The 25778-nt window shown below is 70.1% G+C and carries 24 protein-coding genes; 10 read left to right on the forward strand and 14 right to left on the reverse strand.

The window, feature by feature from the left end:
• Window positions 1–97 precede the first annotated feature (97 nt).
• Together ACQP0P_RS19765 and ACQP0P_RS19770 are read left to right on the forward strand one after the other, a co-directional pair.
• The gene (locus tag ACQP0P_RS19765) at window positions 98–574 is read left to right on the forward strand and encodes an Lrp/AsnC family transcriptional regulator (RefSeq protein ID WP_433378888.1); all 477 of its coding nucleotides are present in this window, start codon (window positions 98–100) and stop codon (window positions 572–574) included.
• Window positions 575–641: 67 nt separating this feature from the next.
• Complete coding sequence (locus ACQP0P_RS19770) at window positions 642–1598, forward strand: nucleoside hydrolase (protein ID WP_433378891.1); 957 nt, start codon at window positions 642–644, stop codon at window positions 1596–1598.
• Between the two features lie 133 nt (window positions 1599–1731).
• Here ACQP0P_RS19770 and ACQP0P_RS19775 read toward each other — a convergent pair whose 3' ends face one another.
• Window positions 1732–2571: a carbohydrate-binding protein gene (locus ACQP0P_RS19775; RefSeq protein WP_433378894.1), complete on the reverse strand. Its 840-nt coding sequence runs from the start codon at window positions 2569–2571 to the stop codon at window positions 1732–1734.
• Window positions 2572–3026: 455 nt separating this feature from the next.
• Between ACQP0P_RS19775 and ACQP0P_RS19780 the strand changes: the two genes are divergently transcribed.
• Window positions 3027–3287: a hypothetical protein gene (locus ACQP0P_RS19780; protein ID WP_350919333.1), complete on the forward strand. Its 261-nt coding sequence runs from the start codon at window positions 3027–3029 to the stop codon at window positions 3285–3287.
• A gap of 221 nt (window positions 3288–3508) precedes the next feature.
• Here the strand turns inward: ACQP0P_RS19780 and ACQP0P_RS19785 are convergent, their stop codons facing one another.
• The 6 genes from ACQP0P_RS19785 to ACQP0P_RS19810 are packed head-to-tail and all read right to left on the reverse strand — an operon-like array spanning window position 3509 to window position 10149.
• Entirely contained in the window at window positions 3509–4480 is a 972-nt protein-coding gene (locus ACQP0P_RS19785) for an N-acetylglucosamine kinase (protein ID WP_433378898.1), read from the reverse strand.
• A complete protein-coding gene (locus ACQP0P_RS19790) occupies window positions 4477–5736 on the reverse strand; it encodes a 6-phospho-beta-glucosidase (protein WP_433378901.1) in 1260 nt (419 codons plus the stop codon). Before ACQP0P_RS19790 ends, ACQP0P_RS19785 begins: the two co-directional genes overlap by 4 nt.
• On the reverse strand, window positions 5733–6626 hold the full coding sequence (locus ACQP0P_RS19795; protein WP_433378904.1) for a carbohydrate ABC transporter permease: 894 nt from the start codon (window positions 6624–6626) through the stop codon (window positions 5733–5735). Before ACQP0P_RS19795 ends, ACQP0P_RS19790 begins: the two co-directional genes overlap by 4 nt.
• Window positions 6623–7564, reverse strand: a complete 942-nt coding sequence (locus ACQP0P_RS19800; RefSeq protein WP_433378907.1) for a carbohydrate ABC transporter permease — start codon at window positions 7562–7564, stop codon at window positions 6623–6625. Before ACQP0P_RS19800 ends, ACQP0P_RS19795 begins: the two co-directional genes overlap by 4 nt.
• A gap of 6 nt (window positions 7565–7570) precedes the next feature.
• The gene (locus ACQP0P_RS19805; RefSeq protein WP_433378910.1) at window positions 7571–8914 is read right to left on the reverse strand and encodes an ABC transporter substrate-binding protein; all 1344 of its coding nucleotides are present in this window, start codon (window positions 8912–8914) and stop codon (window positions 7571–7573) included.
• Between the two features lie 38 nt (window positions 8915–8952).
• Window positions 8953–10149, reverse strand: a complete 1197-nt coding sequence (locus ACQP0P_RS19810) for an ROK family protein (RefSeq protein ID WP_433378913.1) — start codon at window positions 10147–10149, stop codon at window positions 8953–8955.
• Between the two features lie 410 nt (window positions 10150–10559).
• Between ACQP0P_RS19810 and ACQP0P_RS19815 the strand changes: the two genes are divergently transcribed.
• From ACQP0P_RS19815 to ACQP0P_RS19830, 4 genes are all read left to right on the forward strand, one after another.
• Window positions 10560–12671, forward strand: a complete 2112-nt coding sequence (locus tag ACQP0P_RS19815) for a HelD family protein (protein WP_433378916.1) — start codon at window positions 10560–10562, stop codon at window positions 12669–12671.
• A gap of 581 nt (window positions 12672–13252) precedes the next feature.
• Entirely contained in the window at window positions 13253–14956 is a 1704-nt protein-coding gene (gene lnt, locus ACQP0P_RS19820; RefSeq protein WP_433378919.1) for an apolipoprotein N-acyltransferase, read from the forward strand.
• On the forward strand, window positions 14956–15708 hold the full coding sequence (locus tag ACQP0P_RS19825) for a polyprenol monophosphomannose synthase (protein WP_433378922.1): 753 nt from the start codon (window positions 14956–14958) through the stop codon (window positions 15706–15708). Before lnt ends, ACQP0P_RS19825 begins: the two co-directional genes overlap by 1 nt.
• A 130-nt stretch (window positions 15709–15838) precedes the next feature.
• Complete coding sequence (locus ACQP0P_RS19830; RefSeq protein WP_433378925.1) at window positions 15839–16426, forward strand: FxsA family protein; 588 nt, start codon at window positions 15839–15841, stop codon at window positions 16424–16426.
• Here the strand turns inward: ACQP0P_RS19830 and ACQP0P_RS19835 are convergent.
• Entirely contained in the window at window positions 16413–16856 is a 444-nt protein-coding gene (locus tag ACQP0P_RS19835) for an SRPBCC family protein (protein WP_350919365.1), read from the reverse strand. The genes ACQP0P_RS19830 and ACQP0P_RS19835 overlap by 14 nt on opposite strands.
• 205 nt (window positions 16857–17061) lie before the next feature.
• On the opposite strand from ACQP0P_RS19835, the gene ACQP0P_RS19840 reads away from it, so the two are divergent.
• Window positions 17062–17550, forward strand: a complete 489-nt coding sequence (locus tag ACQP0P_RS19840; RefSeq protein ID WP_433378929.1) for a GNAT family N-acetyltransferase — start codon at window positions 17062–17064, stop codon at window positions 17548–17550.
• A gap of 103 nt (window positions 17551–17653) precedes the next feature.
• Here ACQP0P_RS19840 and ACQP0P_RS19845 read toward each other — a convergent pair whose 3' ends face one another.
• Window positions 17654–18232 carry a snapalysin family zinc-dependent metalloprotease gene (locus ACQP0P_RS19845; RefSeq protein WP_433378932.1) on the reverse strand — a complete coding sequence of 193 codons (579 nt, stop codon included), beginning with the start codon at window positions 18230–18232 and terminating at the stop codon, window positions 17654–17656.
• A gap of 64 nt (window positions 18233–18296) precedes the next feature.
• The gene (locus ACQP0P_RS19850) at window positions 18297–19418 is read right to left on the reverse strand and encodes a S1 family peptidase (protein WP_433378935.1); all 1122 of its coding nucleotides are present in this window, start codon (window positions 19416–19418) and stop codon (window positions 18297–18299) included.
• 255 nt (window positions 19419–19673) lie between these two features.
• Between ACQP0P_RS19850 and ACQP0P_RS19855 the strand changes: the two genes are divergently transcribed.
• On the forward strand, window positions 19674–19856 hold the full coding sequence (locus ACQP0P_RS19855; RefSeq protein WP_433378938.1) for a hypothetical protein: 183 nt from the start codon (window positions 19674–19676) through the stop codon (window positions 19854–19856).
• Between the two features lie 159 nt (window positions 19857–20015).
• On the opposite strand, the gene ACQP0P_RS19860 is transcribed toward ACQP0P_RS19855, so the two are convergent.
• From ACQP0P_RS19860 to ACQP0P_RS19875, 4 genes are all read right to left on the reverse strand, one after another.
• The gene (locus ACQP0P_RS19860) at window positions 20016–20834 is read right to left on the reverse strand and encodes an isocitrate lyase/PEP mutase family protein (protein ID WP_433378940.1); all 819 of its coding nucleotides are present in this window, start codon (window positions 20832–20834) and stop codon (window positions 20016–20018) included.
• A 158-nt stretch (window positions 20835–20992) separates the two neighbouring features.
• On the reverse strand, window positions 20993–21337 hold the full coding sequence (locus ACQP0P_RS19865; protein ID WP_030904469.1) for an RNA polymerase-binding protein RbpA: 345 nt from the start codon (window positions 21335–21337) through the stop codon (window positions 20993–20995).
• Window positions 21338–21485: 148 nt separating this feature from the next.
• Entirely contained in the window at window positions 21486–22841 is a 1356-nt protein-coding gene (locus ACQP0P_RS19870; protein WP_433378944.1) for an MFS transporter, read from the reverse strand.
• Between the two features lie 218 nt (window positions 22842–23059).
• Window positions 23060–23857, reverse strand: coding sequence for a glycerophosphodiester phosphodiesterase family protein (locus tag ACQP0P_RS19875; protein ID WP_433378947.1), 798 nt, complete (start codon window positions 23855–23857; stop codon window positions 23060–23062).
• Between the two features lie 241 nt (window positions 23858–24098).
• Here ACQP0P_RS19875 and qcrB point away from each other — a divergent pair, with 241 nt between their 5' ends.
• Window positions 24099–25778, forward strand: coding sequence for a cytochrome bc1 complex cytochrome b subunit (gene qcrB / locus ACQP0P_RS19880; protein ID WP_433378950.1), 1680 nt, complete (start codon window positions 24099–24101; stop codon window positions 25776–25778).

The following is a 25778-nucleotide window of genomic DNA, read 5'->3' on the forward strand; positions in this document are numbered from 1 at the left end:
GCCGCGGGAACCGGGTCGCGAGGTTGCCCGTGGGTTGGGACCGTGCCGTGACATCCGGGCGGTGCGTGTGCTCTCCGGTGCCGTTACCGTTTACGGGATGGAGGAGATCGACCGCTGTATCGTCACGTTGCTGGCCAGGGATGGCCGGATGAGCTTCACCGATCTCGCCAGGGAGACCGGGTTGTCGGTGTCGGCGGTGCACCAGCGGGTGCGCAGGCTTGAGAAACGCGGGGTGCTGCGGGGTTACGCGGCGCTGGTCGACTACGACGCCATCGGGCTGTCGCTCACCGCGTTCGTGTCCATCAAACCGATCGATCCGGCCGCCGCCGACGACGCCCCGGAACGGCTGGCCCACCTGAGCGCCGTCGAGGCGTGCCACAGCGTGGCCGGGGACGAGAGCTACATCCTCAAGGTCCGGGTCGCCTCGCCGATCGCGCTCGAGGAACTGCTGAACCAGATCCGCACCGCCGCCAACGTCTCCACCCGCACCACGGTCGTGCTCAGCACGCCGTACGAGCACCGTCCCCCGGAGCCGGCCGGTACGGAGGCCGGTAAGCCCGACGAGCGCGCCTGAGCTCCGTGGGCACAGGTTACTAAGTACCGATTTGCCGGGCAGAGGGTAGTTAATCCAAGCTGAACGGGTGTCTGCCAGGAAGATCATTATTGACTGTGACCCGGGGATCGACGACGCCTTGGCGCTCGTCCTCGCTCACGGGAGCCCCGACCTGAAGGTCCTGGGGATCACCACGGTCGGCGGCAACGTCGACCTGGCCAGGACCACGGACAACGCGCTGCGGCTCCGCGAGTTCCTGGGGTTCGGCGACGTACCGGTCACCGCGGGCAGCGCGGGCGCCCTGCTGCGCGCCCGGGTGGACGCGGCCGACGTGCACGGCGGCTCCGGTCTCGGGGACGCGCTGCTGCCTCCGGCGACGCTCCCGCCGGCCGCCGGGCACGCCGTCGACTTCATCGTCGAGACGCTCAGGGCCGACCCGGGCGAGGTGACCCTGGTCGCCATCGGCCCGCTGACCAACGTGGCGCTCGCGGTGCTCAGGGAACCGAGGATCGTCGAGTGGGCGCGGGGGCTCACCATCCTCGGCGGGTCGTACACCCGGGGCAACTTCTCCCCGGCGGCCGAGTTCAACATCGCCGCCGACCCGGAGGCCGCCGCGATCGTCTTCGGCGCGGGCTGGACGGTGACCATGATCGGCCTGGACGTGAGCCGCGCCGCCATGACCACGGAGGCGGTGGCGGCCCGAATGGCGGCCATGGGCAGGCTCGGCACCGACCTGCTCATCCCGTGCGTGCGGTTCTACGGCATGATCACCGCCGACGACGGGCCCGCGATTCACGACGCCTGCGCGGTCGCCCACCTGATCGACCCGTCGCTGATCACCCTGGAACCCGCGGTCGTCGACGTCGAGACGGCGGGCCGCTTCACCTCGGGGATGACCGTGACCGACTTCAACCTCCGGGGCCGCGCCCCCAACGCCCTGGTCGGCACCTCGCTTGACGTCGGCCGCTTCTGGGACCTTCTGCTGGCCGTCTACGCGCGGGTCGCGGAGTCGATCGAACGCGGGGAGAAGCGCGTCGGACTTTGACCGGGAGACCTCGGGCGGGGTGCCCGGTCCGGGGAGAGGCCGGACCGGGCCCCCGGGCTACGGCGACCCGACGTCCACGAGGGGAGAGGGCAGCGCAGGTGGTGGTCGCCGGTCACGTCGGCCGGTCGGTGCGTCAGACACGCTGCCACAGGGCCGGTACGTTCGGCGGCTCCCATCCGGCGTAGGCCGTGTGCCCCTGGAGGCAGCGGTAGGTCACGCCGCCGTAGGTGACCTGGTCGCCGACCTTGTAGTTCGTTCCGGCCTTCCACGTCCCGCCCGGCGGGGGGCTCGTGGTCGGCGTCGGGCTGGGCGACGGGGTGCCGACGATGTTGAGCACGAAGTCGAACGTCGCCTCCCTGCCGGAGCCGACCGTGCGCACGGTCATGACCAGTGACGGGTCGAAGATCGTGTCGGTGTTGTTGCGCGGTTCGTTCGGGAAGTAGAGCTGGGTGGTGAGCACCGGCCGGTTCGGGGCCTGGACCTTGACGTGGATGTGCCGGGTGCGTCCGGGATACAGGCCCGGAACGATCGTGGTCAGCTTGAACGCGCCCTGGGCGTCGCTGAACTGGTGCCCGCGGAAGCTGAATCCACTGTTGTCGTAGGCGCCGTTGGTGTCCGCCTGCCAGAAGTCCAGAAGCGCGTTGGCGATCGGCTGGCACGAGCGGCCGAACACGTAACCGCTGACGGTCAGCGGGACGCCCGGTGTGCCGGGCCCGACCAGTGAGGTGCGCCGTGGCGAGTTGGGCTTGAAATAGGGACCCTCGGTCTGGGCGATCGTCGGGGCGTCGCCGTCGTCGCAGAAGGGGGTGGGGTCGAGCAGCCCGCCCGTCCGCTGCGCGTCGCGGGCCAGCACGGGAGCCTGGCTGACCAGCAGCGGAATCGGGGCGATGAGAGCGGCCTTCAGCAGGGTCTTGCGGCTGATGCCCCCGCTCTCGTTGCCGGTATTCTGGTTGTGGGTGTTCTCGGCGTCCACAATGGCCTCCTTGGCCTCCGGGGGACGTGCCTGGACGTGACCTGTCGAACGCGTGCGGCGCCGGGGCGGCCGGTCGAAACCGGCACCGTGCGACACCGCCGCGGGGAACCGGCGGGACCTGGCAGCCTGGACGTGCACAAGGCTGACATTGGACGTGAGGCCGCAATACCCTCCATGTTTCTATAACTTTGCCATATGGCTATCGTGGTAATGAACACGCAGGTGAGGGCCGCCCGAATAAGGCTTTCGCCACGGCATACCAAATATTTATGACACGAATGGGATGACATGACCGGCGAAATTCCGGTGGGGTGATTCACCTCGCGGATATCTCCGTTTTACCGCATGGGGACGGGGCGTCGGGTCCTCCGCGTGAAGCCCGGGTGGCGACGGTTGTCTACGGCGTTCGACGCTGGGCAGGTACTTCCTGTGGACACTGGCGAAAGGAGCCGGCTGTGCCTGACAACGATGTACTGATCATCCGATTCCACCCGGTGGGAGGTGAGGACGTCTCCGTGACGAGCGGGGATTTCGACGGGGAGTCCGAGGCGGTGGAGGCGATCTCCCGCGCTCTGGACGAGCGGCGCAGCCTGGTGCTGACCCAGGTGAGATACGGCTTCGAGACCGAGATGATCGGCATGGTCGTCAACCTGGCCAACGTGGTGTCGGTGCGGGTGTCGAAGACGGACGGAGCCGAAGCCGGTCAGTACCTGTAACGGCTGGTCAGGGGAGAGGCGACCGCACCGCACGCGGGGACGACGGGCTCCCCGACCACCTTCTCCCGGACGGCCCGGGGTGGAGACGCCCGTGACCGCACCGTGCGCCGGGAGCGCCGCTTCCGCAGCCGGTACCCGGCCCTCTCACCGAGCTCCGCACCTGGATGCGGCGCCGGGGAGAGGACCGATCTCCGGGAGAGGGCGGGTGAGCCGGGCGCGTCTCAGGTCAGCGCGTGGAAGTGGGCCCGCAGGCGGGCCCTGGCCTCCTCGGTGGCGCCGAGGGCGTCCAGCCCCAGGAGGGCGGCCCCCATGATGGGGGCGACGTCGGCGACGATCGGCTTGGCATGCGGGGCCCGCTCGGCGAAGCCCCGCTCGAGCAGCTCGCTCATCAGCGGGTCGCGGGCGGTGAGCACGCCGCCGCCCAGGACCACCTCCATCGGCACGGCGAGCAGGTCCAGGCGGCGCAGCGCGACCACCGCGAGCACGACGACCTCCTCGGCCATCCGCGCCACCAGCGAGCGGGCCACCCCGTCACCCCGGGCGGCGACGGTCATCAGCACCGGTACCAGCTCGTTCAGCCTGCCGTAGGGCAGCTCGCCGAAGTGGATGGCCAGGGACACCTCCTCGACGGTGCGGGTGCCGAAGTGCTCGCGGATCGCGGAGGTCAGCGCGCTGGCGGGACCCCGGCCGTCCTCGGCGCGTACGGCGTGCCAGAGCGCCTCCTCGCCGAGGCCGAGACCACCGCCCCAGTCGCCGGTGAGCCGCCCCAGGGCCGGGTATCTCGCCACCTCCCCCGAGGGGGAGACCGCCACCGCGTTGATGCCCGCGCCGCACACCACGGCCACGCCCACGGGGCCCGAGGCCCCGGCGCGCAGCAGCGCGAAGGTGTCGTTGCCGACGGTCACCTCCGTGCCGTACCCCCGCAGGAGGATCTCCGCGCGGAGCGCGTCCTCCTCCACCGGCAGGTCCGCGCCCGCCACGTAGGCGGCCACGTGGTCGGCGTACGGTGTCCTCGCCCCCTCGCCGAGCGCGGAGCGCACGGCGTCGCCGATCACGTCGATCGCGGCCCCCACCCCCACGCTCTGCGGCTGGAAGGCGCCGCCGCGCCCGGTGGCGATGACCGAGCCGTCCTCGCCGACCAGCGCGACGTCGGTCTTGCTGTTACCGCCGTCGACGGCCAGGACCGTCCTCACGCGTTCGCCCAGGACAGGTGAGGGCGGTTGGCCTCGATCAGGCGCCGGGCCAGGTCTTTCGAGAGTGTGGTCTGCCCGATCAGCGGGTGGGCCAGCAGCGCGTCGGCGACGCGGTCCTCGCCGCCGTGCAGCGCGGCCGCGAGCGCCAGCGTCTCGTACGCCGTGACGTGGGCGATGAGCCCGGCGAAGAGCGGCTCCACCGGGTCCACCGGCAGCGCGGTCGCGCCCGCCGAGGTGATCGTGGCCGGGACCTCGATGACCGCCTCGTCGGGCAGGAACGGCAGCGTGCCGTCGTTGCGCAGGTTGACCACCTGGGTGTCGCCGCGGTCGCCGACCAGCGAGGCGATCAACGCCACCGCGGCCTCCGAGTAGAAGGCCCCGCCGCGCTTCTCCAGGAGTTCCGGCTTGGTGTCCACGGCCGGGTCGCTGTACATCTCCAGCAGCGCCGTCTCCATCGCCGCGACCTCGGCCGCGCGCGACGGCTTGGTCCGCTGCTCGGCCACCACCAGGTCGTGCTCGTAGAAGTAGCGCAGGTAGTAGGAGGGGACCACGCCCAGGTGCCGGATCAGCGCGGCACTCAGGCCGATGTCCTCGGCGATCTCCTCACCGTGGCTCTCCAGCAGCCGCGGCAGCACGTCGACTCCGTCCAGGTGGACGGCCCGCTCCCAGGTGAGGTGGTTCAGGCCGACGTGGCCCAGGGAGATCCGTTCGGGGGCGACGCCCAGGTTCGCGGCGAAGCGGCGCTGGAAGTCGATGGCCACGTTGCACAGGCCGATGGCCCGGTGCCCGGCCTCCAGCAGCGCCCTGGTGACGATGCCGACGGGGTTGGTGAAGTCGACGATCCAGGCGTCGGGCGCGTGCTTCGCGACCTTCTCCGCGATGTCCAGCACCACCGGCACCGTGCGCAGCGCCTTGGCCAGCCCGCCCGCCCCGGTCGTCTCCTGGCCGACGCAGCCGCACTCCAGCGGCAGCGTCTCGTCCATGTCGCGTGCCGCCTGGCCGCCGACGCGCAGCTGCAGCAGGACCGCGTGCGCCCCGGCGACGCCCTCCTCGACCGAGGTGGTCGCGACGACCGTGGCCGGGTGCCCGGCTCGCGCCAGCATCCGGCGCGCCATGCCGGAGACCAGCTCCAGCCGGTGGGGGTCCGGGTCGACCAGCGCGATCTCGGTCAGCGGCAGCTCGTCGCGTAGCCGCGCGAACCCGTCGATCAGCTCCGGCGTGTACGTCGAGCCGCCCCCGACAACGGCGAGTTTCACCCTTTTACTCCTGTCAGTGTGACGCCCTCGATGAAGACCTTCTGGGCGAAGAAGAACACGATGATCACCGGGGCCATGACGAGCAGGGTCGCCGCCATGGTGAGGTTCCACTGCACGCTGTGCAGTGCCCGGAAGGACGCCAGCCCGAGGGAGAGCGTCCAGTTTTCCTCGTTTATCTGGGAGTAGAGCAATGGCCCGTAGTAATCGTTCCAGCAGTAGAAGAACTGGAACAGACCCACCGCCGCTATCGCCGGACGTGCCATCGGCAGGATCACCTTGATCAGGGTCCGGAAGTCCGAGCAGCCGTCCACCCGGGCGGCCTCGGTGTACTCCCTGGGGATCGTGACCAGGAACTGCCGGAGCAGGAAGATCGAGAAGGCGTCCCCGAACAGCATCGGCAGGATCAGCGGCCACAGCGTGCCGGTGAGGTCCAGGCGCGCCCAGATGAGATAGACGGGGACCGCGATGACCTGGGGCGGCAGCATCATCATCGTGATGACCGCCAGGAAGGCCAGCTTGCGCCCCCGGAAGCGGAAGCGGGACATCGCGTATGCCACCGGGATCGACGACAGCAGCATGAACGCGGTGCCGAGCCCGGCGTACAGGAACGTGTTGCCCAGCCAGGCCAGCAGCCGCGACCTGGCGAACACCTCGGCGAAGTTGCCCCAGTTCCAGGTGTCCGGCCACAGGTCGCCGGTGAGCGTCTGGTCGGTGCTCATGACGGCCGTCAGCGCCACGAACACCAGCGGGCCGATGAACATCAGCGACAGCGCCACGGCGAAGGCGTGGGTGGCGATCCAGTACAGGATCACCCGGACGCGCGGGCGGCGCGGCGCGAGGCGGGGCGCGGGGGAGGCGGCCTCGGCGGGCCTCGTGGCCAGGGTGGTCACCGGTCTCCTCCTTCGTCGAACGCGCGGAACCGGCGGAGCAGGATGAGGGTGAAGAGCATGGAGACCACGAACAGCAGCAGGGCCAGCACACAGGCGTAGCCCATGCTGAAGTCACGGAAGCCCACGTGGAACAGCCACTGGGCCAGCGTCAGCGTCGACAGTTCGGGGTAGCCGGGGACGAAGGCGGTGCCAGGGGAGTCGGTCATCCCCGAGGCGACTCGGGAGGCGATCATCGCCTGGGTGAAGTACTGCAGGGCGTAGATGACGCCGGTGACCGTCGAGAACATCAGCACCGGCGAGATCGTCGGCAGCGTGATACTCCTGAACTGCCGCCACGCGCCCGCCCCGTCGATGGCCGCGGCCTCGTACAGGTGCTTGGGCACGTCCAGCAGGGCCGCCAGGAAGATCATCATGGTGTTGCCGATGCCCCACATGGCCAGCATGGTCAGGCCGGGCTTGGACCAGTCCTTGTCGCCGAACCAGTCGGGTGCGCCGATCCCGAAGAGCTCGATGAACTGGTTGAGCGGTCCCGAGGGGTTCAGCAGGAACACGAAGGAGACCGTCCCGGCCACCACCGGGATCAGCGACGGCAGGTAGAACACCGTGCGGAAGAAACCGACGCCCGCCTTGAGCCGGGTGAGCAGCCACGCCACGCCCAGCCCGAAGATCACCTGAGCCGGGACCATGAGGACCACCAGCCACAGCGTGTTCTTGATGGAGACCCAGGCCCGGTCGTCCACGAAGAAGTAGCGGTAGTTGTCCAGGCCGACGAACTCCAGCGTGAACAGGTCGTAGCGGTGGAAGGAGAAGTAGACCGTCGCGGCGAGGGGGTAGGCGAAGAAGACCGCGAACCCCACCAGCCAGGGCGACATCCAAAGGAGGGCCTTGAAGCCCTCGCCGCGCCGCCGTCTGGGCGGCGCGGCGTGGACGATGCTCATCGAGGATCAGCCCCCGGAGAGCTTCAGCTTGTCGTCGAGGCGCTTGTCGACCGCGGCCAGCCCGGCGTCGAGGTCGGTGGCCGAGCCGTTCTCCCACTTGACGAGGAACTCCTGCACCGCGTCCTGGTTGAAGGTGCTGTTGACGTTCGCCGGGACCGTGCTCGTCTTCGGGTGGGCGAAGATGTCGAGGAAGGTCTGGAAGTTCGGGTCCTTGTCCAGGTCCGGTGACTCCAGCGAGGCCTTGGTGGTCGGCACGTTGCGCAGCGCGTTGGAGAGCGTGACCAGCGCCGAGGTGTCGGTGGTCAGGTACTTGACCAGTTCCCAGGCGGCCTGCGGGTTCTTGGCGCCCTTGGGCACCCCGATCACGGTGCCCGCGGTGAAGCCGCTGCCGTACAGGTCGGGCTTGGTGTCGGAGACCGGGAGCGGCGCGGTTCCGTAGTCGAGGCCCTTGGCCTCATTGGCGATCATGGCGTTGCGCCACTCGCCGTCCAGGACCATGGCGATCTTGCCCTTGTAGAACGGGTGGTCGGCCGACCATTCCTGGCCCAGGCTCTTGCGGAACTTCTCCAGCTTGTCGTAGCCGTACCAGTCGACGAGTTCCTTCTGCCAGCGCAGCAGTTCCTTCCACGCCGGGTCGGAGCCGACCGCCGAGGTGCCGTCCGGCTTGTACCAGGTGGCGCCGACCAGCGGGGCGAGGTGCGAGGCGGAGTTCTCGTAGTACTGGAAGCTCGGGACGAACCCGGCGACCTTGATGTTTCCGTCCGCGTCGCGGACGGTGAGCTTCTTGGTCAGCTCGGTCAGCTCCGAGAGCGTCTTGGGCGGCTCGGAGCCCTTCATCAGGGCCCTGTTGTAGTAGAGCCCGTACGCGTCGGCGAGCAGGGGCATCACGCAGCGCTTGCCCTCGTACTCGGTGTAGGAGCGCGAGACCTCGGGCAGCACGGACAGGTCGATGCCGTCCTGCTTGATCACCGGGGTGAGGTCCTGGAACGTTCCGCTGCGGCACCACTGGGCCACGTTGTCCGTGGTGAAGGAGGAGGCGACGTCAGGGGCCTTCCCGCCGCGCACCGCCTGGGTGATCTGCTCGTCCTGGACACCCTTGACCAATTTGACGGTTATCTGGGGAAATTTTGTGCGGAATCCTGCTATGGCGTCTTCGAACGCCTTGACCTCGCCGGGCGCGGAGAATCCGTGCCACAGCTCGATGGCCGAGGCCGGTAGGGAGGCGGAGGCGGAGGTGGAGGGTTTTGGCTGCGAGCCCAGCGCGGGCGCGCTCTCCGTGCCTGCGGTGCAGGCGGTCAGGGCGGTGGCCGTCAGGGTGACAAGGGCAAGGGTGAGAAAGCGTCGGTGCACGACGGCTGCCTCCTGGGGTGGGGGGTGTGCGAGGGGGGTCAGGAAGGGACTGTGGAGCCGAAGACCTCGTCGCGCACGGTGGCGAGGGCCAGGTCGAGCGCGCCGGCGAGGACGGGATTGCCCTCGACGGTCGACAGCAGCAGCGGCGGCCGGGGGATGGTCAGCGCGTGGAACTCGTGCTCGACGAGTTCGCGCAGGGTGTCGCCGCCCGCGAGCAGGGTCCCGCCGGTCAGCACGATGATCTCGGGGTCGACGACCGAGGTGATCGAGGCCAGCCCGACGGCCAGCCGGGAGGCGATGTCGCGCAGCCCGGCACGGGCGTCGTCGGCACGCCTGCCGGTGGACGCGGCGGCCCGCACCGCGTTCAGCACCGCCTGCGCGGGGGTGCCGCCGCGCACGCCGTACGACCGGAGGATCTTGAGCACCGCGGGGCCGCCGGTCAGCGCCTGATAGCCGTGGTTGGCATAGCGGCCGGTCTCCCTGGCGGTCGGTGCGCCGGGGGTGGGCATGTAGCCGATCTCGCCGGCGCCGCCGGTGGCGCCCCGGTGCAACCGGCCGCCGAGGACCAGCGCCGCGCCCAGGCCCTCGTCGGCCCAGAGCAGCACGAAGTCCCGGTGGCCCCGGCCCGCGCCGTGCGCCTGCTCGGCCTGGGCGACGAGGTTGACGTTGTTCTCTATCGAGACCGGTATGTCCAGCCCTTCGCCGAGGGTGCGGACCAGATCGGGGATGTGCCAGCCGGGCATGTCCCTGTTGGTGGCATAGGCCAGCCTGCCGGTGCCCGGGTCGATCGTGCCCTGTACGCCGATGACCGCGCACCGCGGCGTCGCCGGGGGGCCCGCACCCTTCAGTGCGGCGGCGACCCGCTCCACCGCGTCGCCGCCGGAGCGGCCTGGAGTGGGCAGGTGGTGCTCGCCGACCACGGTGCCGGTGATGTCGGCGACCCTGACGTCGATGCCCGCGCGCGTGACGTCCAGCGCGGCGACGTACGCGGCGGCCGGGTTGAGCCGGTAGACCTCGGCGGTGCGGCCGGGCAGTCCCTCGCGGATGCCGTCGAGCACGACCAGGCCCGCCTCCTGCAGGCGGATGAGGAGCTGTGAGGCGGTGGGCTTGGACAGGCCGGTGAGGGCGCCGATCTCCGGGCGGGTCAGCGGACCGCGCTCCAGCAGCGCCTGCAGGGCGGCGCGGTCGTTGATCGCGCGCAGCAGGCTGGGGGTGCCCGGCGTCGGCTGCTTCACTGGCCCTCCGTGTGCGTCCTCGCATTCACTGATGAAGCGAAGTTAGGAAACTTTCCTAACTTCTAGTGAATGTAAGGAACCCGGTGGATCCTCGTCAAGCAGACAGGGGGCGCCGCAATCAAGCTGTGATGGCGCAGGGGGCGGGTAAACTTCTCAACGGACCTGCTAGGGTGATGGTTTGTCATAACAACTAGCGCAATGGTCCGGAGTATCCCATTAATAGCAACGATAATGGAGCGACGGCAACCCGTCAAATCGAGCTGACCAAGGAGCAGGAGTACGTCTCCGGTCTCTACGCGAGGCTCGATCTGCTGCGCGAGCGCACCCAGCGGCAGCTGGACGGCGTCCTCGCGCAGGGAGGGAGCGGGGGCACGCACCAGAACCGCTCTGAGCGCGACAGCTTCGCCGGGATGTACGCCGAGCGCCTGGGCCGTCTGTGGGCTGTCGAGAACGGCCTGTGCTTCGGCCGGCTCGACAACGCCGACGACACCTCCCTCTACATCGGCCGTATCGGCATGGCCGACGACGACCAGCGCCGACTGCTGATCGACTGGCGTGCCCCGGTCGCCCAGCCCTTCTACGGCGCCACCCCCGCGTCCTCGATGGGCGTCACCCGCCGTCGCCACCTGCAGACCAAGGGCCGCAGGGTGATCGGGATCGACGATGATCTCCTAGATCTCGACAACCTCACGGACGAGGACGTGGCCACCCTCAACGGGGAGGCCGCCCTGCTCGCCTCCCTGGCCGCGCGGCGCACCGGGCGGATGCGCGACATCGTGGCCACCATCCAGTCGGAGCAGGACCGCATCATCCGCTCGGACCTGGGCGGGGTACTGGTCGTGCAGGGCGGTCCCGGGACCGGCAAGACCGTGGTCGCGCTGCACCGCGCGGCCTACCTGCTCTACACCCACAGGGAGAAGCTGGCCCGCAGGGGGGTGCTCATCCTCGGGCCGAACCTGACATTCCTGCGCTACATCGAGCAGGTACTGCCCTCCCTGGGGGAGACCGACGTGCTGTTGTCGACGGTCTCCGAGCTGTACCCGGGGGTCGTTCCCGGGTACAAGGAGCCTTCGGAGGTGGCCGGGCTCAAGGGCGACTCCCGGATGGCCCAGGTCATCGCGCGGGCCGTGCGCGAGCGGCAGCGGGTGCCGCGCAAGCCGATCGAGATCCGCCTCGACCGCTACACCCTGCGGCTGGAGGGCAACGTCCTGGAGGCGGCACGCAACAGGGCGGCCCGCTCCAGGCGGGCGCACAACGAGGCCCGCGCGATCCTCGTCCGCCACCTGCTCAACGCGCTCGCCCGTCAGGCGGCCAGGCAACTGGGCAAGGGGATGATCGACGACGACGAGCTGGCCGACATCCGTGAGGAGCTCCGTACCGAGCGGCCCGTCAAGGCGGCCCTGAACCGGCTGTGGCCCTACGTCACACCACAGCAGCTCCTGATCGGGTTGTTCACCTCCCGGGAACGCCTCGACTACGCCGCCGCCGAGTTCGGCGAGGCCGAGCGGGAGCTGCTGCTGCGCGAGCCGCCCCGCAAGGGGGAGAGCTGGTGGGCCGAGTCCGACGTGCCGCTCCTGGACGAGGCCGCCGAACTGCTCGGCGACATCGACCCCGCGGTGCTGCGGGCCGGGGCGTGGATGGCCGAGGAGGAGCAGGCGGCGCAGCGTGCCGCCGCGCTCGACGAGCGGCAGCACCAGCTCGCCTACGCCAAGGAGGTCCTGGAGCTGACCGGGCTCTCCGACATCATGGACGCCGAGAAGTTCGCCGCCCGCCATCTCGGCGACGACGTCTTCCTGACCACCGCCGAGCGCGCCGCGGCCGACCGCAGCTGGGCCTTCGGCCACGTCATCGTGGACGAGGCGCAGGAGCTGTCGCCGATGGACTGGCGGATGCTGATGCGACGCTGCCCGACACGGTCGATGACGATCGTCGGAGACCTGGCCCAGACCGGATCCTCGGCCGGGGCACACTCCTGGGGCCGGGTCCTCGACCCCTACGTGGCCGGGCGCTGGCGCGAGGAGACCCTCAGCGTCAACTACCGCACCCCGGCGGAGCTGATGGCGGTGGCCGCCGACGTGCTCACCCTGGTCGATCCGGCGCTGAAGGCCCCGGCCTCGGTCAGGGAGACCGGGGCGCGCCCGTGGGCGGCCTCACCGACGGCCTCACTCGGCGACGTCGTCAAGGCCGAGATCGTGGAGGGTGGGCGACTTGTCGTGATCGTCCCCGAGTCGCGCGCGCGGGAACTCGGAGAGGTGGTGGTCCGCTCCGTCGACGGCGCGGTCGCCGGTCCGGGGGCCGCCGCCCTGGACGCCCAGGTGGCGGTGCTGACCGTCGCCGAGGCCAAGGGGCTGGAGTTCGACGCGGTCATCGTGGTCGAACCGGAGTCGATCCTGGGCGAGTCCCCGCGCGGGGCCAGTGACCTTTACGTGGCGTTGACCCGCGCGACCCAGCGGCTTGGCGTCGTGCACGACGGTCCGCTTCCCGATGCCCTTGCTCGACTTGAGAGACATCGGATCACATGAGACCATTGACGGCTCTCGTCGATCATGTCCCAGCTGCGAAAACTTGATGTTTCCGCTGTTAGTGACACGGTTGACATCTGCGCTGGGCTCGGTAGTTTGCTGCCCAGTCCAGCACGGGACTGGCCGGTCGGCCGCCTTTCGACATCGCCGTTTCCTGCGCCCGTGACGGGGGTGACCCCGTCCGTTCAGCCAGACGCAGGGCCGGCAGTCCGTCGAGGCGGGGCACTCCTTCCGGGCGGGGGGTTGGACCCAGGAGGGGTCCGGGCACCCAGTAGACAACGGCAATCCGCGCTCGCCGCCGACGGGACGGAACCGGTCCGAAGGGTTGCCCGGGCTCTCTTCCCGCTCCCGTGCGAGCGCCGCAAGCGTCGGGGCGGTCCCGGGGTGTCGAAGGACACCCCGGACCGCCCCGTTGCCGGCTGTGGAGCCCCTCTGGGGGGCTTGCTGGTTTCAGGGCGACCTGGTGGGCTTGCGAGGAATATGTCGTGGAACTTTTTGGGGGCGTGCCCGCTGGGCGGTAGCGTTCGGGCTAGGAGGACCGGGTGTCACCGGCCCGTACGACATCGCAAGGAGCCCCGCCCGTGGTGCAGGAGAAGACGGCCGCCCCGGTGCCGGAGGCGTCCGAGACGGACGACCCGTCAGGTGAGGTGACCTCGCCTCCCCCTTCCCGTCTGGAACTGCCCGCCCGCGTCGCGGGTGTGGTGGCCGGTGGCCTGCTGATCTTCCTCGCCTTCCCGCCGCTCGGGCTCTGGTTCCTCGCGCCGCTCGGCATGGCCTCGGCGGTCCTGGCGGTGCACGGCACCCGCCCGCGCCGTGGCGCCTGGCTGGGTCTGCTGGCCGGGCTCGCCCTGCTGCTGCCCGGCCTGCACTGGGTGAGCCCGATCGGCATTGATGCCTGGCTGGGGCTGGTCGCCATGGAGAGCGCCTTCTACGCCGCCTGGGGTGCGGGCACCGCCCTGGTGGCCAGATTGCGCCTGTGGCCGCTGTGGAGCGCCGCGCTCTGGGTGGCGGCCGAGTGGGCCAGGGGCGAGTTTCCCTTCGGCGGGTTCCCCTGGGCACGGGTGGCCTTCAGCCAGGGTGAGTCGATCTTCACCCCGTACGCGGCACTCGGTGGAGCGCCGCTGGTGAGCTTCGCGGTGGCCCTGTGCGGTGGCCTGCTCGCGCTGGCGGTGTCGCGATCGTTCCCGGCTTCGCCCGCGCTCCGGGCCCCGCGCACGTCTTCGGCCCCGCGCACGTCTTCGGCCCCGGAAGGGGCCCGGGGCCCGCGCTGGGGGCGGGCCGTCGCGTGGCCGCTCGCCGGGGCGCTGGCCGTGCCGGCCGGGGCGCTGGCCGTCCCCCGGTACGGCGACGAGGGCAGAAACGTGACCGTCGGCGTCATCCAGGGCAACGTCCCCGGCCGGGGCATGCACCCGCTGGGCGACGAGCCGGCCGTGGTCCTCGGCAACCACACCCGGATGCTCCACCAGATGGCACGGGACGTCAGGGAGGGCAGGACTCCCCGTCCCGACCTGGTCGTGCTGCCGGAGAACTCCACGGACATCGACCCGCTGCGCAGCGAGTTCGCCAGGAGCGAGATCGACGCGGCGGTCAAGGACATCGGGGTGCCCGTCCTGGTCGGCGCGGTGGTCGGGATCGGGGAGAACAACCGGGCGACCCGCAGCCTGGTCTGGGACCCGGTCACCGGGCCCGGCGCCTATTACGACAAGCAGCAGCTGGTCCCCTTCGGGGAGTACACCCCGCTCAAGGACCTCGTGCTGGCCTTGTTCGAACGCGCGTCCCTGGTCGGCAAGCAGTCGGTGGCGGGCACCCGCGACGGCGACCTCAGACTGGGGCCGGTGACCATCGGCGCGATCAACTGCTACGAGGTGGCCTTCGACGGCATCGTGGGCGACACCGCCAGGACGGGCGCCTCGCCGCTGGTGGTGCAGACCAACAACGCCACCTACGCGCTGACCAACCTGCCCGCGCAGCAACTCGCCATGTCCCAGTTGCGGGCCGTGGAGCACAATCGGGCGGTGATCACTTCCGCAATTACGGGTATATCGGCATACGTGACTCCGAACGGCTCGATCGCCTGGCGCACCGGGGAACTGGTGCCCGCCATGAACGTCCTGACGGTCCCGGTCAGGACCGCGCAAACCATCGCCACACGCGTGGGCGCGCTGCCCGAATGGGCCTTGATACTTGTGGGTGCGGGCGCGCTGGCCGTCGCCTGGCGGCGCCGGACGCGCAGCGTGGGGCACCCCGTGATCCGAAAAGACGATCAGCAGGTGGGAGACGCGTGATGGAGCGGATGCTTGGTCGGGTGCTCGTCATCGTCCCGACGTACAACGAGCGGGAGAACCTGCCGATGATCACCCGGCGGCTGCGCGAGGCCGTGCCCGAGGCGCACCTCCTGGTCGTCGACGACGACAGCCCCGACGGCACGGGGGCGGTCGCCGACAAGCTGGTGGCCGACGACGACCACGTCCACGTGCTGCACCGGCCGGGAGGCAAGCAGGGCCTGGGCGCGGCCTACATCGCGGGTTTCCGCTGGGGCCTGGAAGAGGGCTTCGGCGTCCTTGTGGAGATGGACGCCGACGGCTCCCACCGGCCAGAGGAACTGCCCAAGCTGCTGGACAGGCTGGTCGACGGGGCCGACCTGGTGATCGGCTCCCGGTGGGTGCCCGGCGGCAAGGTCGTCAACTGGCCGGCCTCGCGGGAGTTCCTGTCGCGCGGCGCCAACGTCTACACCCGGTTCATGCTCGGCCTTCCGGTCCGCGACGCCACCGCGGGGTTCCGTGCCTACCGTGCCGCCACCCTGGAGAAGATCGGCCTGGACGACGTCGAGTCGCAGGGCTACTGCTTCCAGGTGGATCTGACCCTGCGCACGGTCCGCAACGGGCTGCGCGTCACCGAGGTGCCGATCACCTTCGTGGATCGCACCATCGGGACCAGCAAGATGGGCCGCGGCGTCGTGGTCGAGGCCTTCTGGCGGGTCGCCGCCTGGGGTGTCATGGGCCTGCCCGCGCGTCTGCGCCGCCGCCGTGGTCGCTGATCTCCGGGGTACGGCGAGAGCGTGGTCCCAAGGCTCCGCCGAAGACGCGTCCACGCTGAGCGAACGCGGAACGCGCGGCCGCCCCGCGGCGTTGTCATGTTATACGGCTGTCGCATGAGTTGAGGCAAAGATGCGCTTTCTGCTGGTCCTGACCTTCCTGGTAGTGCCGGTCCTTGAGGTGTTGGTGCTCATTCAGGTCGGTCAGGTCATCGGTGGCTGGACGACGCTGGCCCTCCTGCTCGCCGGCGGCCTGCTCGGTTCCTGGATCGTGCGCCGTGAGGGCCGCCGGGCCTGGCGTAACCTGCAGAGCGCGCTGCAGAGCGGGCGGATGCCCGACCGCGAGCTCACCGGCGGCGGCCTGATCCTGGTGGGCGGCACGCTGCTGCTCATCCCCGGATTCCTCTCCGACGTGCTGGGCATCCTGTGCCTGCTGCCCTTCACCCGGCCGATGGTCCGCAGGCTCGGAGCCTGGTTCTTCGCCCGCCGGATCCGCACCATCATGGCCAGGAACGCGGCGGGTGCCGGGCTCGGTTCGCCGTTCGGCGACGGTTCGCCCTTCGACGTGCCGCGCGACGCCGGGAGGCCGCCCGGCTCGGGTCCGGTCCTGCACGGGGAGGTCATCCGTGACGAGCCGGCCGCCCCTGGTAGAGCCTCCGGAAGAGCCCCCGAAGGGGCCTCCGACGGGACCGCCGCCCCCCGAAGCCTCACCGATCGCTGAGCGCGGCCAGACGGCGCAGCGAGAGCCGGAACAGCGCGGCGTTCAGCGGCCTGACCGCCAGCCAGCCGAGCCGTCCGGCCGCGCCGAACGGCAGGTCGAGATCCTCTTCCCAGATGATCGTGCTGCCGCCGCCCTCGCGGGGCAGCACGCGGAAGACCCCGGTGCCGCGCACCGGCCGCCCCGTGTGCCGGACCCCCACGCTTCTGGGTGGGTCCCACTCGGTGATCTCCATGGTGTCGAGGAACCCGAGAGGCCCCACGCCGGTGAAGGCCGCCAGCCGGCTTCCGGCGCTACGGCCGTTCCCGGCGGTGACCCGGGCCCGGGTCAGGACCATCCACTCGTCGTGCCTCGACCAGTCGGTCAGCACGGAGAAGACCTGCTCGGGCCGGGCATGTGCGTCCACCGAGACGCTGATATGAGAACGGGTCACCTCCGGTTCCTTCCCACTACCCGGCGGCCGCCCCCTGGGGCGCGCCGCGAACATTGACAGGAAAATCCTATTTTCCTACCTTTTAAATCGATATTTAGTCGAGTTGGGCCATGAGAATGTGATGGCCTGACGGGCGACGCCGGTGCGGGCCGGTGCCATGCGGGTCTGTGACCGTGGGAACAGAGAGAGGGAGAGAGGGGCTGTCATGACCGCGTTCGCGGAGGGGGTCACGGTCAGGTCCGTGCCCTGGGACGACGGCGCGGCCGTGGCGCTGCGCCAGGCCATGGCCGAGGAGATGAGCGCCCGCTATGCCGACCTGCTCGCCGCCACCCCCGACCTGCTGCCCCGGGGCATGGACGTCGAGCCCGAGACCGTCGCCTACAGCGGGGTCGCGTACTCGGCGGAGGGTCTCCCCGTCGGGCACGTGGCGCTACGCAGGCTCGGCGAGGAACTGGAGCTCAAGCGGATGTTCGTGGCACCCTCGCACCGGGGCACCCGCGTGGCGCGAGCCCTGCTGGCCGCGGCGGAGGACGCGGCTCGCGCGCTGGGCGCGCCCCGGGTCATCCTGCAGACCGGCGACCGCCAGCCGGACGCGGTGAGGCTGTACCGGAGAGAGGGGTACACCCCTGTCCCGATCTTCCCTCCGTACGAGCGGCTCGCGGGTTCCCACTGCTTCGAGAAACCCCTGTCATGAAAAGCCCGAGACTCCCGGCAAGCGCAGGCCGACAGGCCCTCGCCGGCCTGGCCGATGGGTTCGGCCGGGCCGGCGAGGTGCCCGCGGGTACCTAGATGATCGGCTAGGACGCCACGCGCTCCGGGCTGTCGACGTAGATCTCACCGAAGTCGATCGCCGGGGCGAACCCGGCGAAGTTCTGCTGGACTTCTGCCTTCTCCGCCGCGTTCGGGTAGGGGTTGGTGCAACTCGTGCCCGCGCTCGCGCCGGACATCAGGTCCGTGCACCGGCCGGTGCGCCGGTCGGGCAGGCCCAGGATGTGGCCGATCTCGTGGGTGGCGATACGCAGCGGGTTGTGGCCTTCGGCGGTCGCCTGCCGTCCCATCCACACGGTTCCGCGGCCCAGGCTGGTGGGCTGCGCGCGAGGCCAGCCGTTGTCGGCGAGCACCACGAAGTCCGCGGGGCTGCCGGCCACCAGTCGCACGTTCGAGACGCTGGAGTTCCAGATTTGTGCCGCCTGATCCACGGCGGACCGGAACTCCGCGGCTCTGCTCGCGTCGTACCTGAGCACGCGTACGGCCGCCGTACGGGCGTCCGCCGCGTGGACGAGCGCGGCCTGGGCGGGGCTGGCCTGGGCGGGGCTGGCCATCAGGAAGGCCAGCCCCAGGATGAGGGCGACACCGAGGCGAGTGATTCTGGACATTTCTAGCGGGCCTCCTCGGCCATCGGGGGGTTGCTCACGGGGAGCAGCTGGTGAGGAGGTGGGATCAGCCGGTGACGAGCGTCAGCCCGTACACCGAGAGGATCTCGTTGATCGGCTGGTGGTAGGTGGTGCCGCCGACGGTGCAGTTGCCGGAGCCGCCGGAGGTGACGCCCTGGGCCTGGCTGCCGGAGATGTAGGAGCCGCCGGAGTCGCCGGGCTGGGCGCACACGGTGGTGCGGGTCAGGCCGCTCACCGTGCCCTGCGAGTAGGTCACGCTGGTGTTGTGCTGCTGGATGACGCCGCAGCGCCAGCCGGTGGTCGAGCCCGAGCGGCAGATCGAGGCGCCGACCGAGGCCTGGGTGGAGCCGCGGACGATCACGTTCGCGCCGCCGGAACCGCGCACCCACGGCTGTACGGTGTGGCCGGGAGTGGCGACCCAGGCGTAGTCGTTGCCGGGGAACGACGAGCCCTGGAAGGTACCGGACGGGTTGGTGGTGGCGTTGCCGGCCCGGCCGCAGTGCCCCGCGGTCACGAAGCCGGGGGTGGTCCCCTTACGGACGGAGAAGCCGATGCTGCACCGGCTGGAGCCGATGTAGTAGGCGCTGCCGCCGATGATGTTGATGAGGGGCTGGGGCTTCTCGGCGGAGAGCGTCACCCGTACGGCGTTCTTGTCGACGCCCGCGGCGGCGACGAGGGCCTCGCCCGCGGCCTGGTCGCCGGTGAGGACGACGACGCTGTTGGTGGCCACGTCGACGTACCAGAGGGACGCGCCGGCCTTCGCCTCCGCGGCGGCCTGGTCGAGGCCGTCCTTGACGGCGTTGAGTTCGGCCAGGGTCCGGCCGACGATCACGGGGTGTGCGCCCTTGGCCCTGATGGCGGTGGCGTCGGCGGCGTCGGTGGTGGCCACGGAGAGCTGGGAGGCGTCGCCGTTGAGCCAGGCGCCGGCGTAGTCGGCGCCGAGCTCGCCGCTCAGGGCGGACTCCGAGGCGGCCGCGCGCTGCTCGTTGGCCAGTCGCTGGACAGCCTGCTCGGCGGTGAGGCCGAGGTCGCGCTGGAGGGCCTCGAGCATCGCTGCCGGAGGCCGGGGGGCGAGGGGGGCGGGTGCTGCGACGGCGGGCGCCACGGTGGCGACCAGGTACAGGGCCACGGTGGTAGCTCCGGCCAGGAGGGTACCTCGACGTAACATGAACACTCCTTGTGAGGGGTGTTGTCAAGGTATTTGCGGGACGTTCGTTAAGGGATCTCCCAAACGATCCCTATCGCGATGTTATGGAGTCCTGATCACCGATGGCGGGCGAGTGATCGACTGGTCCACCCCACTCGCGCGGCTGCGAAGGGCTCTGGGAGACTGATCATCTTGCCCTCGGCGCACAGATGCCGATCTCTGGAAGCGATCGGACGGAGCGGCGTCGAACGACCGGTTGCAGGAGGACGCGTGCCCATGGCCGAAGAAGTCGCCGTCGACGGTGGGAGCGGAGGGCCGGCGCCGTTACCACGCCGCGATGACGCGTCCCGGTGCCCGCACACCGAGCACGACGAGCGCCGCTGCGTCCTGCCCCCCGGACACGATCTGGAGCACGTCTACCCGCACCAGCAGGCCGTCGCCCTGTGCGGGGGTGATTGACGGGCCGCCCCACGGCACGGGTACGGATCCCGCTGAGAGAACCGGGTCGATCCCCTTCGCGGGGTAGCGGTTCTCTCACCGGTGCCGGATGGGTCACTCGTGTTCGGCGTCCGGCGCGGGCCGGGGCAGGCTCAGCCTCCGGCCCGGTGGGGCGCCGGGTCAGAGCGCGGGGGAGTAGGGGCTCTCGCCGTCCCGGATCGCGGTGAGCATCCGGGCCGTGTACGCCTGCACGGCCTTGTGCAGGCCGTGGCCGAAGCTCACCCGGGCCACCCCGAGGGAGGCCAGCTCGCCGAGCGACGGCGTACCCGGACGGAACAGGATGTTGATCGGACCCTCGATCCGCTCGGCCAGTGCGCGGACGGCCTCGGCCTCGGCCGCGAAGATCGGGTAGACGCAGTCGGCGCCCGCCTCCAGGTAGCGGCGGCCCCGCCGCACCGATTCGGCCAGTCGCTCCCCGGCGTCTCCGGTGCCGTTCATGTAGGTGTCGATCCGAGCGTTGATCACCAGGTCCACGTCGGCGGCGACCGCGGCGGACCGGACGGCGCCCAGGAAGGCCGCCTGCTCGTCGGCGTCGACCATGGCGCCGGTGCGCGGATCGGAATCCTCCAGGTTGCAGCCGGAGGCCCCGGCGGCGGCGAGCCGCTCGACCAGTTCGGCGGGCTCCAGCCCGTAGCCGCGCTCCATGTCCGCGGTGACGGGCAGGCCGACCGAGCGGCTGATCCTGGCGATCGCGGCCAGCATCTCCTCGACCGGTGTCTCCTCACCGTCGTCGTAGCCGAGCACCGGGGCGACGGCGGCGCTGCCGGTGGCGATCACCGGGAACCCCTCGGCCTCGACGGCACGTGCCGACGCGGCGTCCCAGACGTTGGGCACCACCAGCGGGTGGCCCGGCACGTGCAGCGCCCGGAGCGTCGCGGCTTTCTCACCGGCCGTCGTCGAGGTGGCGCCGGTGGTTTCTCTGCTGGTCTGAGTGGTCATGGAAGTGACCTTAGGGAGAAAGTGGACCGACCCCAAGGACCAATCCCGCATTAATCGATTGAGCCACTTCGTGCCCAGGCCGTCACCGGGCAGCGGAGAAGACGGAGACCTTCGGCCCCCTGGCCAGGGGGCCGAAGGTCTCCGTTCCTTCGAATACGTCAGGCGCTCTTGCGGCGCTGGGCGCGTAGAATCGCCAGGCGCTCGTTGAGCACCTCCTCCAGGTCCTCGATCGTGCGGCGCTCCAGCAGCATGTCCCAGTGCGTGCGTGGGGGCTTGGCCTTCTTGGCCTCCGGCACCTCGCCGTCCACCCGGAGGGCGGTCGCACCGCACATGCGGCACTCCCAGGTCGCCGGGATCTCGGCCTCAGCGGCAAGCGGAACGTCGAATCGATGGCCCTTCGGGCAGGTGTAGGACACCTCCTGGCGCGGGGCCAGATCGGTGTTGCGGTCGTTCTCGTAGCTGGTCGCCCCGAGCCGGGTACCGCGTAGCGCACGCTCGCCCATGTCTGAATGCCTCCTGAGGGCCCCGTCGTGAGGGGTTCGTCTCCCACGGCGTACAACGCTTGATACCGTGTGTGGATTCCCACAGACAGGGTGATCCAATCGCACGTTCTTGACCCGGTCTGTGAAGGAACCCTTTTCCGGGGCGTTCTCAGAGGCGTTCCGGCACCTGGTTTCCGGCCGCTCTGATGGCCTTGGGCAGGTCGACGAGGGCGAGCAGCACGAAACCGAGCACGAAGAAGATCACCAAAGAGATGATGCCCAGGCGGTAGCTGTCGGTCAGCTGGAGCGCCAGGCCGAGGGTGAACGACCCGAGGAATGTCGAGCCCTTGTCGCTGATCTCGTACAGGCTGTAGTACTCCGCCTCCTTGCCCCGCGGGATCACGTGTGAGAACAGCGAGCGCGACAGTGCCTGCGTCCCGCCCATCACGATCGCGATGGCGAATCCCAGCGCGAAGAAAGGCCCCGCCGACCCCTTGGGCAGGAAGTAGGCCACGGCCACCACGGCGACCCAGGCGATCAGCGCGACCATCACGACCCGCTTGGCCCCGTACGAGCCGGCGAGCCGGCCGAGCAGCAGCGCCCCGAAGAAGGCCACGAACTGCACCATCAGGATCGCCGCGATCCGCACGGTCTGGTCAAGACCGAGCTCCTTGTCGGCATAGGTGGCCGAGAAGGAGATGACCGTCTGCACGCCGTCGTTGTAGATGAGATAGGCGACCAGGAAGCCCAGGGTCAGCGGGTAGCGCCGTAGCTCCCTGATCGTGCGGCCCAGCTGGCGGAAGCTGCCCGTCACGGCCTGGACGGCCGTCTCGGCGCCGGGGGCGAGCGCCCGCCGGTTGCGCAGCCGCAGCAGCGGGATGACGGTGAACCCGCCCCACCACAGGCCCGCCGAGGCCAGGGCGATGCGCACGGCCTCGCCCTCGGTGACGCCGAAGGACTTGTGCTTGAGGAAGAGCGCCAGGTGGAAGGCGAGCAGCAGGCCGCCGCCGAGGTAGCCGAAACCCCATCCCTGGGCGGAGACCCGGTCACGCTCGTCCGCCGTGGCGATCTCCGGCAGGAACGAGTTGTAGATCACGAACGCGGCGGCGAAGGCGACGTTGGCCACCAGGAACAGCGCGCCGCCCAGCAGGTAGCGTCCGTCGGCGACGAACCAGAAGCAGAGGGTGGCACCGGCGCCGAGGTAGGCGAACAGCCCCATGAGCTCCTTCTTGCGGCCGGTGTGATCGGCCAGGGCGCCCGCCACGGGCATCAGGATGATCTGCAGGATGGCCGCGCTGCCCACCACGAAGGAGTAGTAGGCGCTGGGCCGTACGTCGAACCCGAGCACGTCCACGTAAGGGCGGCCCTGGGCGGCGGTCTCCGCGATCGTCGTCAGGTAGGGGCCGAGGAAGACCGTCAGGACAGTGGTGGGGAAGGCGGAGTTCGCCCAGTCGTAGAAGTACCAGCCGCGCTGTTCGCGGCGGCGGGCCTGGGGGGTTTCCTCGACGACCTGTTCGGAGGTCATGGGGTCCTCGGTTCGCTGGGGGGCGGGGGAAGGGGCGCTCGCGCCGTCGTGCGCTCAGGTCGCCACGAGAGGGCACGCGCGTGGTGGCCGGGTCGGTGCTCTCGCGGGGCCGCGCCTGTTCCGGCGGTCACGCGCCCGCGTGCCACCCACGCGGCTCACGCGGCTCACGCGGCTCACGCGGCTCACGCGGCTCACGCGGCTCATGCGGCTCACGCGGCTCACGCGGCGAGACGGCCGGGGTGCCACTGGCCACGGGCCTCCAGCACGTCGCGCAGCCCGGAGATGTTGTCGGTCATCAGGCCGTCCACGCCCGCGTCGAGCAGGCGTTCCATCACCCCGGTGTCGTTGACGGTCCACACGTGGACCTGCATGCCGAGCGCGTGCGCCGTGCGGACCAGGGCGGGCGTGGTGATCCGCAGGCCGCGGAAGCCCACCGGCACCTGCGCGCACGGCACCCCGGCGCGGGCCAGGCGGGCGAGCATCCGGCCGTACCCGGAGGTGGTGGCGGCGGCACGCAGGGCCGCCACGCCGCGTGGCCCGAGCGAGGAGCACACCTCGCGACCGATCGCGGCGCGGGCACGGGCGAGTCGCTCCTCGGAGAAGGAGGTGAGGCAGATCCGGTTATGGGAGGCGGTCCGCCTGACCGCCTCGGCGAGCGGCGCGATGGCCGCCGCCTCCTTGACGTCGATGTTGAAGCGCGCCTCGGGCCACGAGCCCAGCAGGTCCTCCATCAACGGGATCTCGTCCACGCCGCCGATCCGCGCCTCGCGCACCAGCCGGTACGGCAGCGCGGCGATCCGTCCCCGGCGGTCGGTCACCCGGTCCAGTGTGTGGTCGTGGAAGGCCAGGAGCACCCCGTCGGAGGTGGCGTGCGCGTCGGTCTCCAGGTAGGTGTAGCCGAGTTCGACGGCCCGCTCGAAGGCGGCGAAGGTGTTCTCCCTGCCCTCGGCGGCCCCGCCCCGGTGGGCGAAGGCAAGCGGGGCGGGATGGTCGAGGAAGGGGTAACGACGCTGCACGTGCAGGAGTATGCCCCCTGTGCGCAGGGCTCGTCATCGCGAGCAGATGAACATTTGGGTCACAAGACCCCGGAACGGGGCCGATCGGCGAGTCTTTGCCTCGGCTTGTTCACCGGCTTGTTCATCGCCATGGATGATGAAAAACACCTGGTCATTCACGGCAGACCTCGCCGCTTCAGCTGGTTCTCGGTTCACGGGAGCACGACGTCGAGACCGAGGTCCACGAGAACGGAGGCCGCGTATGAGCACCGGGAACATTCCGAAGCCCGTGGCGGGCGTCGGCGGTTTCGTCGACGACCGCCTCGGCGCCGCCCCCTTTCTCAAGCGCAACCTGCGGAAGATCTTCCCTGATCACTGGACGTTCCTGCTCGGCGAGATCCCGCTCTACTCGTTCGTCGTCCTGCTGCTGACCGGCGTGTTCCTGACGTTCTTCTTCAGGCCCACCATGGGCGAGGTCGTCTACGACGGCTCCTACGGCCCGCTGCGGGGCGTCATGATGTCCGAGGCGTACGCTTCGACGTTGAACATCAGCTTCGATGTGCGCGGTGGCCTGCTGATGCGGCAGATGCACCACTGGGCCGCCCTGCTGTTCGTCGCCGGGATGCTGGTGCACATGCTCCGGATCTTCTTCATGGGCGCCTACCGCAAGCCCCGGGAGCTGAACTGGGTGATCGGCGTGCTGCTGCTGACGCTGGCCCTGGCCGAGGGGCTGACCGGCTACTCCCTGGCCGACGACCTGCTCTCCGGCGTCGGCCTGCGGATCACCGCAGGCACGATGATCTCGTTTCCGGTGATCGGCACCTGGCTCACCTTCTTCCTCTTCGGCGGCCAGTATCCCGGCGAGGACATCATCTCGCGGTTCTACTCGATACACATCCTGCTCCTGCCGGGCGTCCTGCTGGCGCTGATCACCGCCCACCTGATGCTGACCTGGGTGCTGAAGCACACCCAGATGCCGGGCAAGGGCCGCACCAACGACAACGTGGTGGGCGGCCCCTTTTACCCGTCCTTCGTCGCCAAGTCCAGCGCCTTTTTCATGTTCACCTTCGGCGTCATCGCGCTGCTGGGCACCTTCGCCCAGATCAACCCGATCTGGCTGTACGGTCCCTACACCCCGGCCAACATCTCGGCGGGCTCGCAGCCCGACTTCTATCTGGCGTTCCTCGACGGCGCGCTCCGCCTGATGCCCTCCTGGGAGATCAATTTCCTGGGCTTCACGCTGCCGCTGAGCGTGCTGATCCCGGCGCTGGTGCCGATGGGCATCATCATGACGGGCCTGGCGCTGTATCCGTTCATCGAGCCGTGGGTCACCGGAGACCATCGCGAGCACCACGTCGTGGACCGTCCCCGCAACAATCCGCACCGCACCTCGATCGGCATGGCCGCGATCACGTTCTACGGGATCCTGTGGCTGATAGCCTCGAACGACGAGATCGCCGCGTTCTTCCACCTCTCGCTGAACGCGCTGACCTACACCGGCCGCGTCATGATCTTCCTGGGGCCGACCCTGGTCTACTACATCACCTACCGGATCTGCCTGGGCCTGCAGCGCCGCGACGCCGCGCAGATCGGCCACGGCGTGGAGACCGGCGTGATCAAGCGTCGGCCGCTGGGTGACTACATCGAGGTGCACGTCCCGCCCAACGAGGGCATCGAGGCTCTCATCCGGGGCAAGAGGCCGATCCCGACCGTCCCCGAGGCCGTCGAGGACGAGGAGGGGATCCCCGCGGCCGGGAGACACCGCCGGCTCGCCAGGCTTCGCGCCAGGATGAGCAGGATCTACGGAGGCGAGAAGGTACCGCTCGACGGTGCCGGGGGGCACGACGGGCAGAGGCGTGACGGGCAGGGGGCCGAAGGGCGCGCGGCCATCGGTTCGGGCGCCGGCTCGAGCACGGATGAGAGCGGGCGCCCGTCCCGGTGA

Origin of the sequence: Streptosporangium sp. CA-115845, from assembly GCF_050943795.1 — a bacterium.
In the GTDB taxonomy this organism is placed as follows: Bacteria; Actinomycetota; Actinomycetes; order Streptosporangiales; family Streptosporangiaceae; genus Streptosporangium.

Coding starts and splice junctions, on each gene's coding strand:
- ACQP0P_RS19840 (WP_433378929.1), top strand. CDS start 17,062: ATGACCGCGTTCGCGGAGGGGGTCACGGTCAGGTCCGTGCCCTGGGAC.
- ACQP0P_RS19800 (WP_433378907.1), bottom strand. CDS start 7,564: ATGAGCATCGTCCACGCCGCGCCGCCCAGACGGCGGCGCGGCGAGGGC.
- ACQP0P_RS19860 (WP_433378940.1), bottom strand. CDS start 20,834: ATGACCACTCAGACCAGCAGAGAAACCACCGGCGCCACCTCGACGACG.
- ACQP0P_RS19870 (WP_433378944.1), bottom strand. CDS start 22,841: ATGACCTCCGAACAGGTCGTCGAGGAAACCCCCCAGGCCCGCCGCCGC.
- ACQP0P_RS19815 (WP_433378916.1), top strand. CDS start 10,560: ATGTACGCCGAGCGCCTGGGCCGTCTGTGGGCTGTCGAGAACGGCCTG.
- ACQP0P_RS19855 (WP_433378938.1), top strand. CDS start 19,674: ATGGCCGAAGAAGTCGCCGTCGACGGTGGGAGCGGAGGGCCGGCGCCG.
- ACQP0P_RS19845 (WP_433378932.1), bottom strand. CDS start 18,232: ATGTCCAGAATCACTCGCCTCGGTGTCGCCCTCATCCTGGGGCTGGCC.
- ACQP0P_RS19765 (WP_433378888.1), top strand. CDS start 98: ATGGAGGAGATCGACCGCTGTATCGTCACGTTGCTGGCCAGGGATGGC.
- ACQP0P_RS19865 (WP_030904469.1), bottom strand. CDS start 21,337: ATGGGCGAGCGTGCGCTACGCGGTACCCGGCTCGGGGCGACCAGCTAC.
- ACQP0P_RS19850 (WP_433378935.1), bottom strand. CDS start 19,418: ATGTTACGTCGAGGTACCCTCCTGGCCGGAGCTACCACCGTGGCCCTG.
- ACQP0P_RS19830 (WP_433378925.1), top strand. CDS start 15,839: ATGCGCTTTCTGCTGGTCCTGACCTTCCTGGTAGTGCCGGTCCTTGAG.
- qcrB (WP_433378950.1), top strand. CDS start 24,099: ATGAGCACCGGGAACATTCCGAAGCCCGTGGCGGGCGTCGGCGGTTTC.
- ACQP0P_RS19825 (WP_433378922.1), top strand. CDS start 14,956: ATGGAGCGGATGCTTGGTCGGGTGCTCGTCATCGTCCCGACGTACAAC.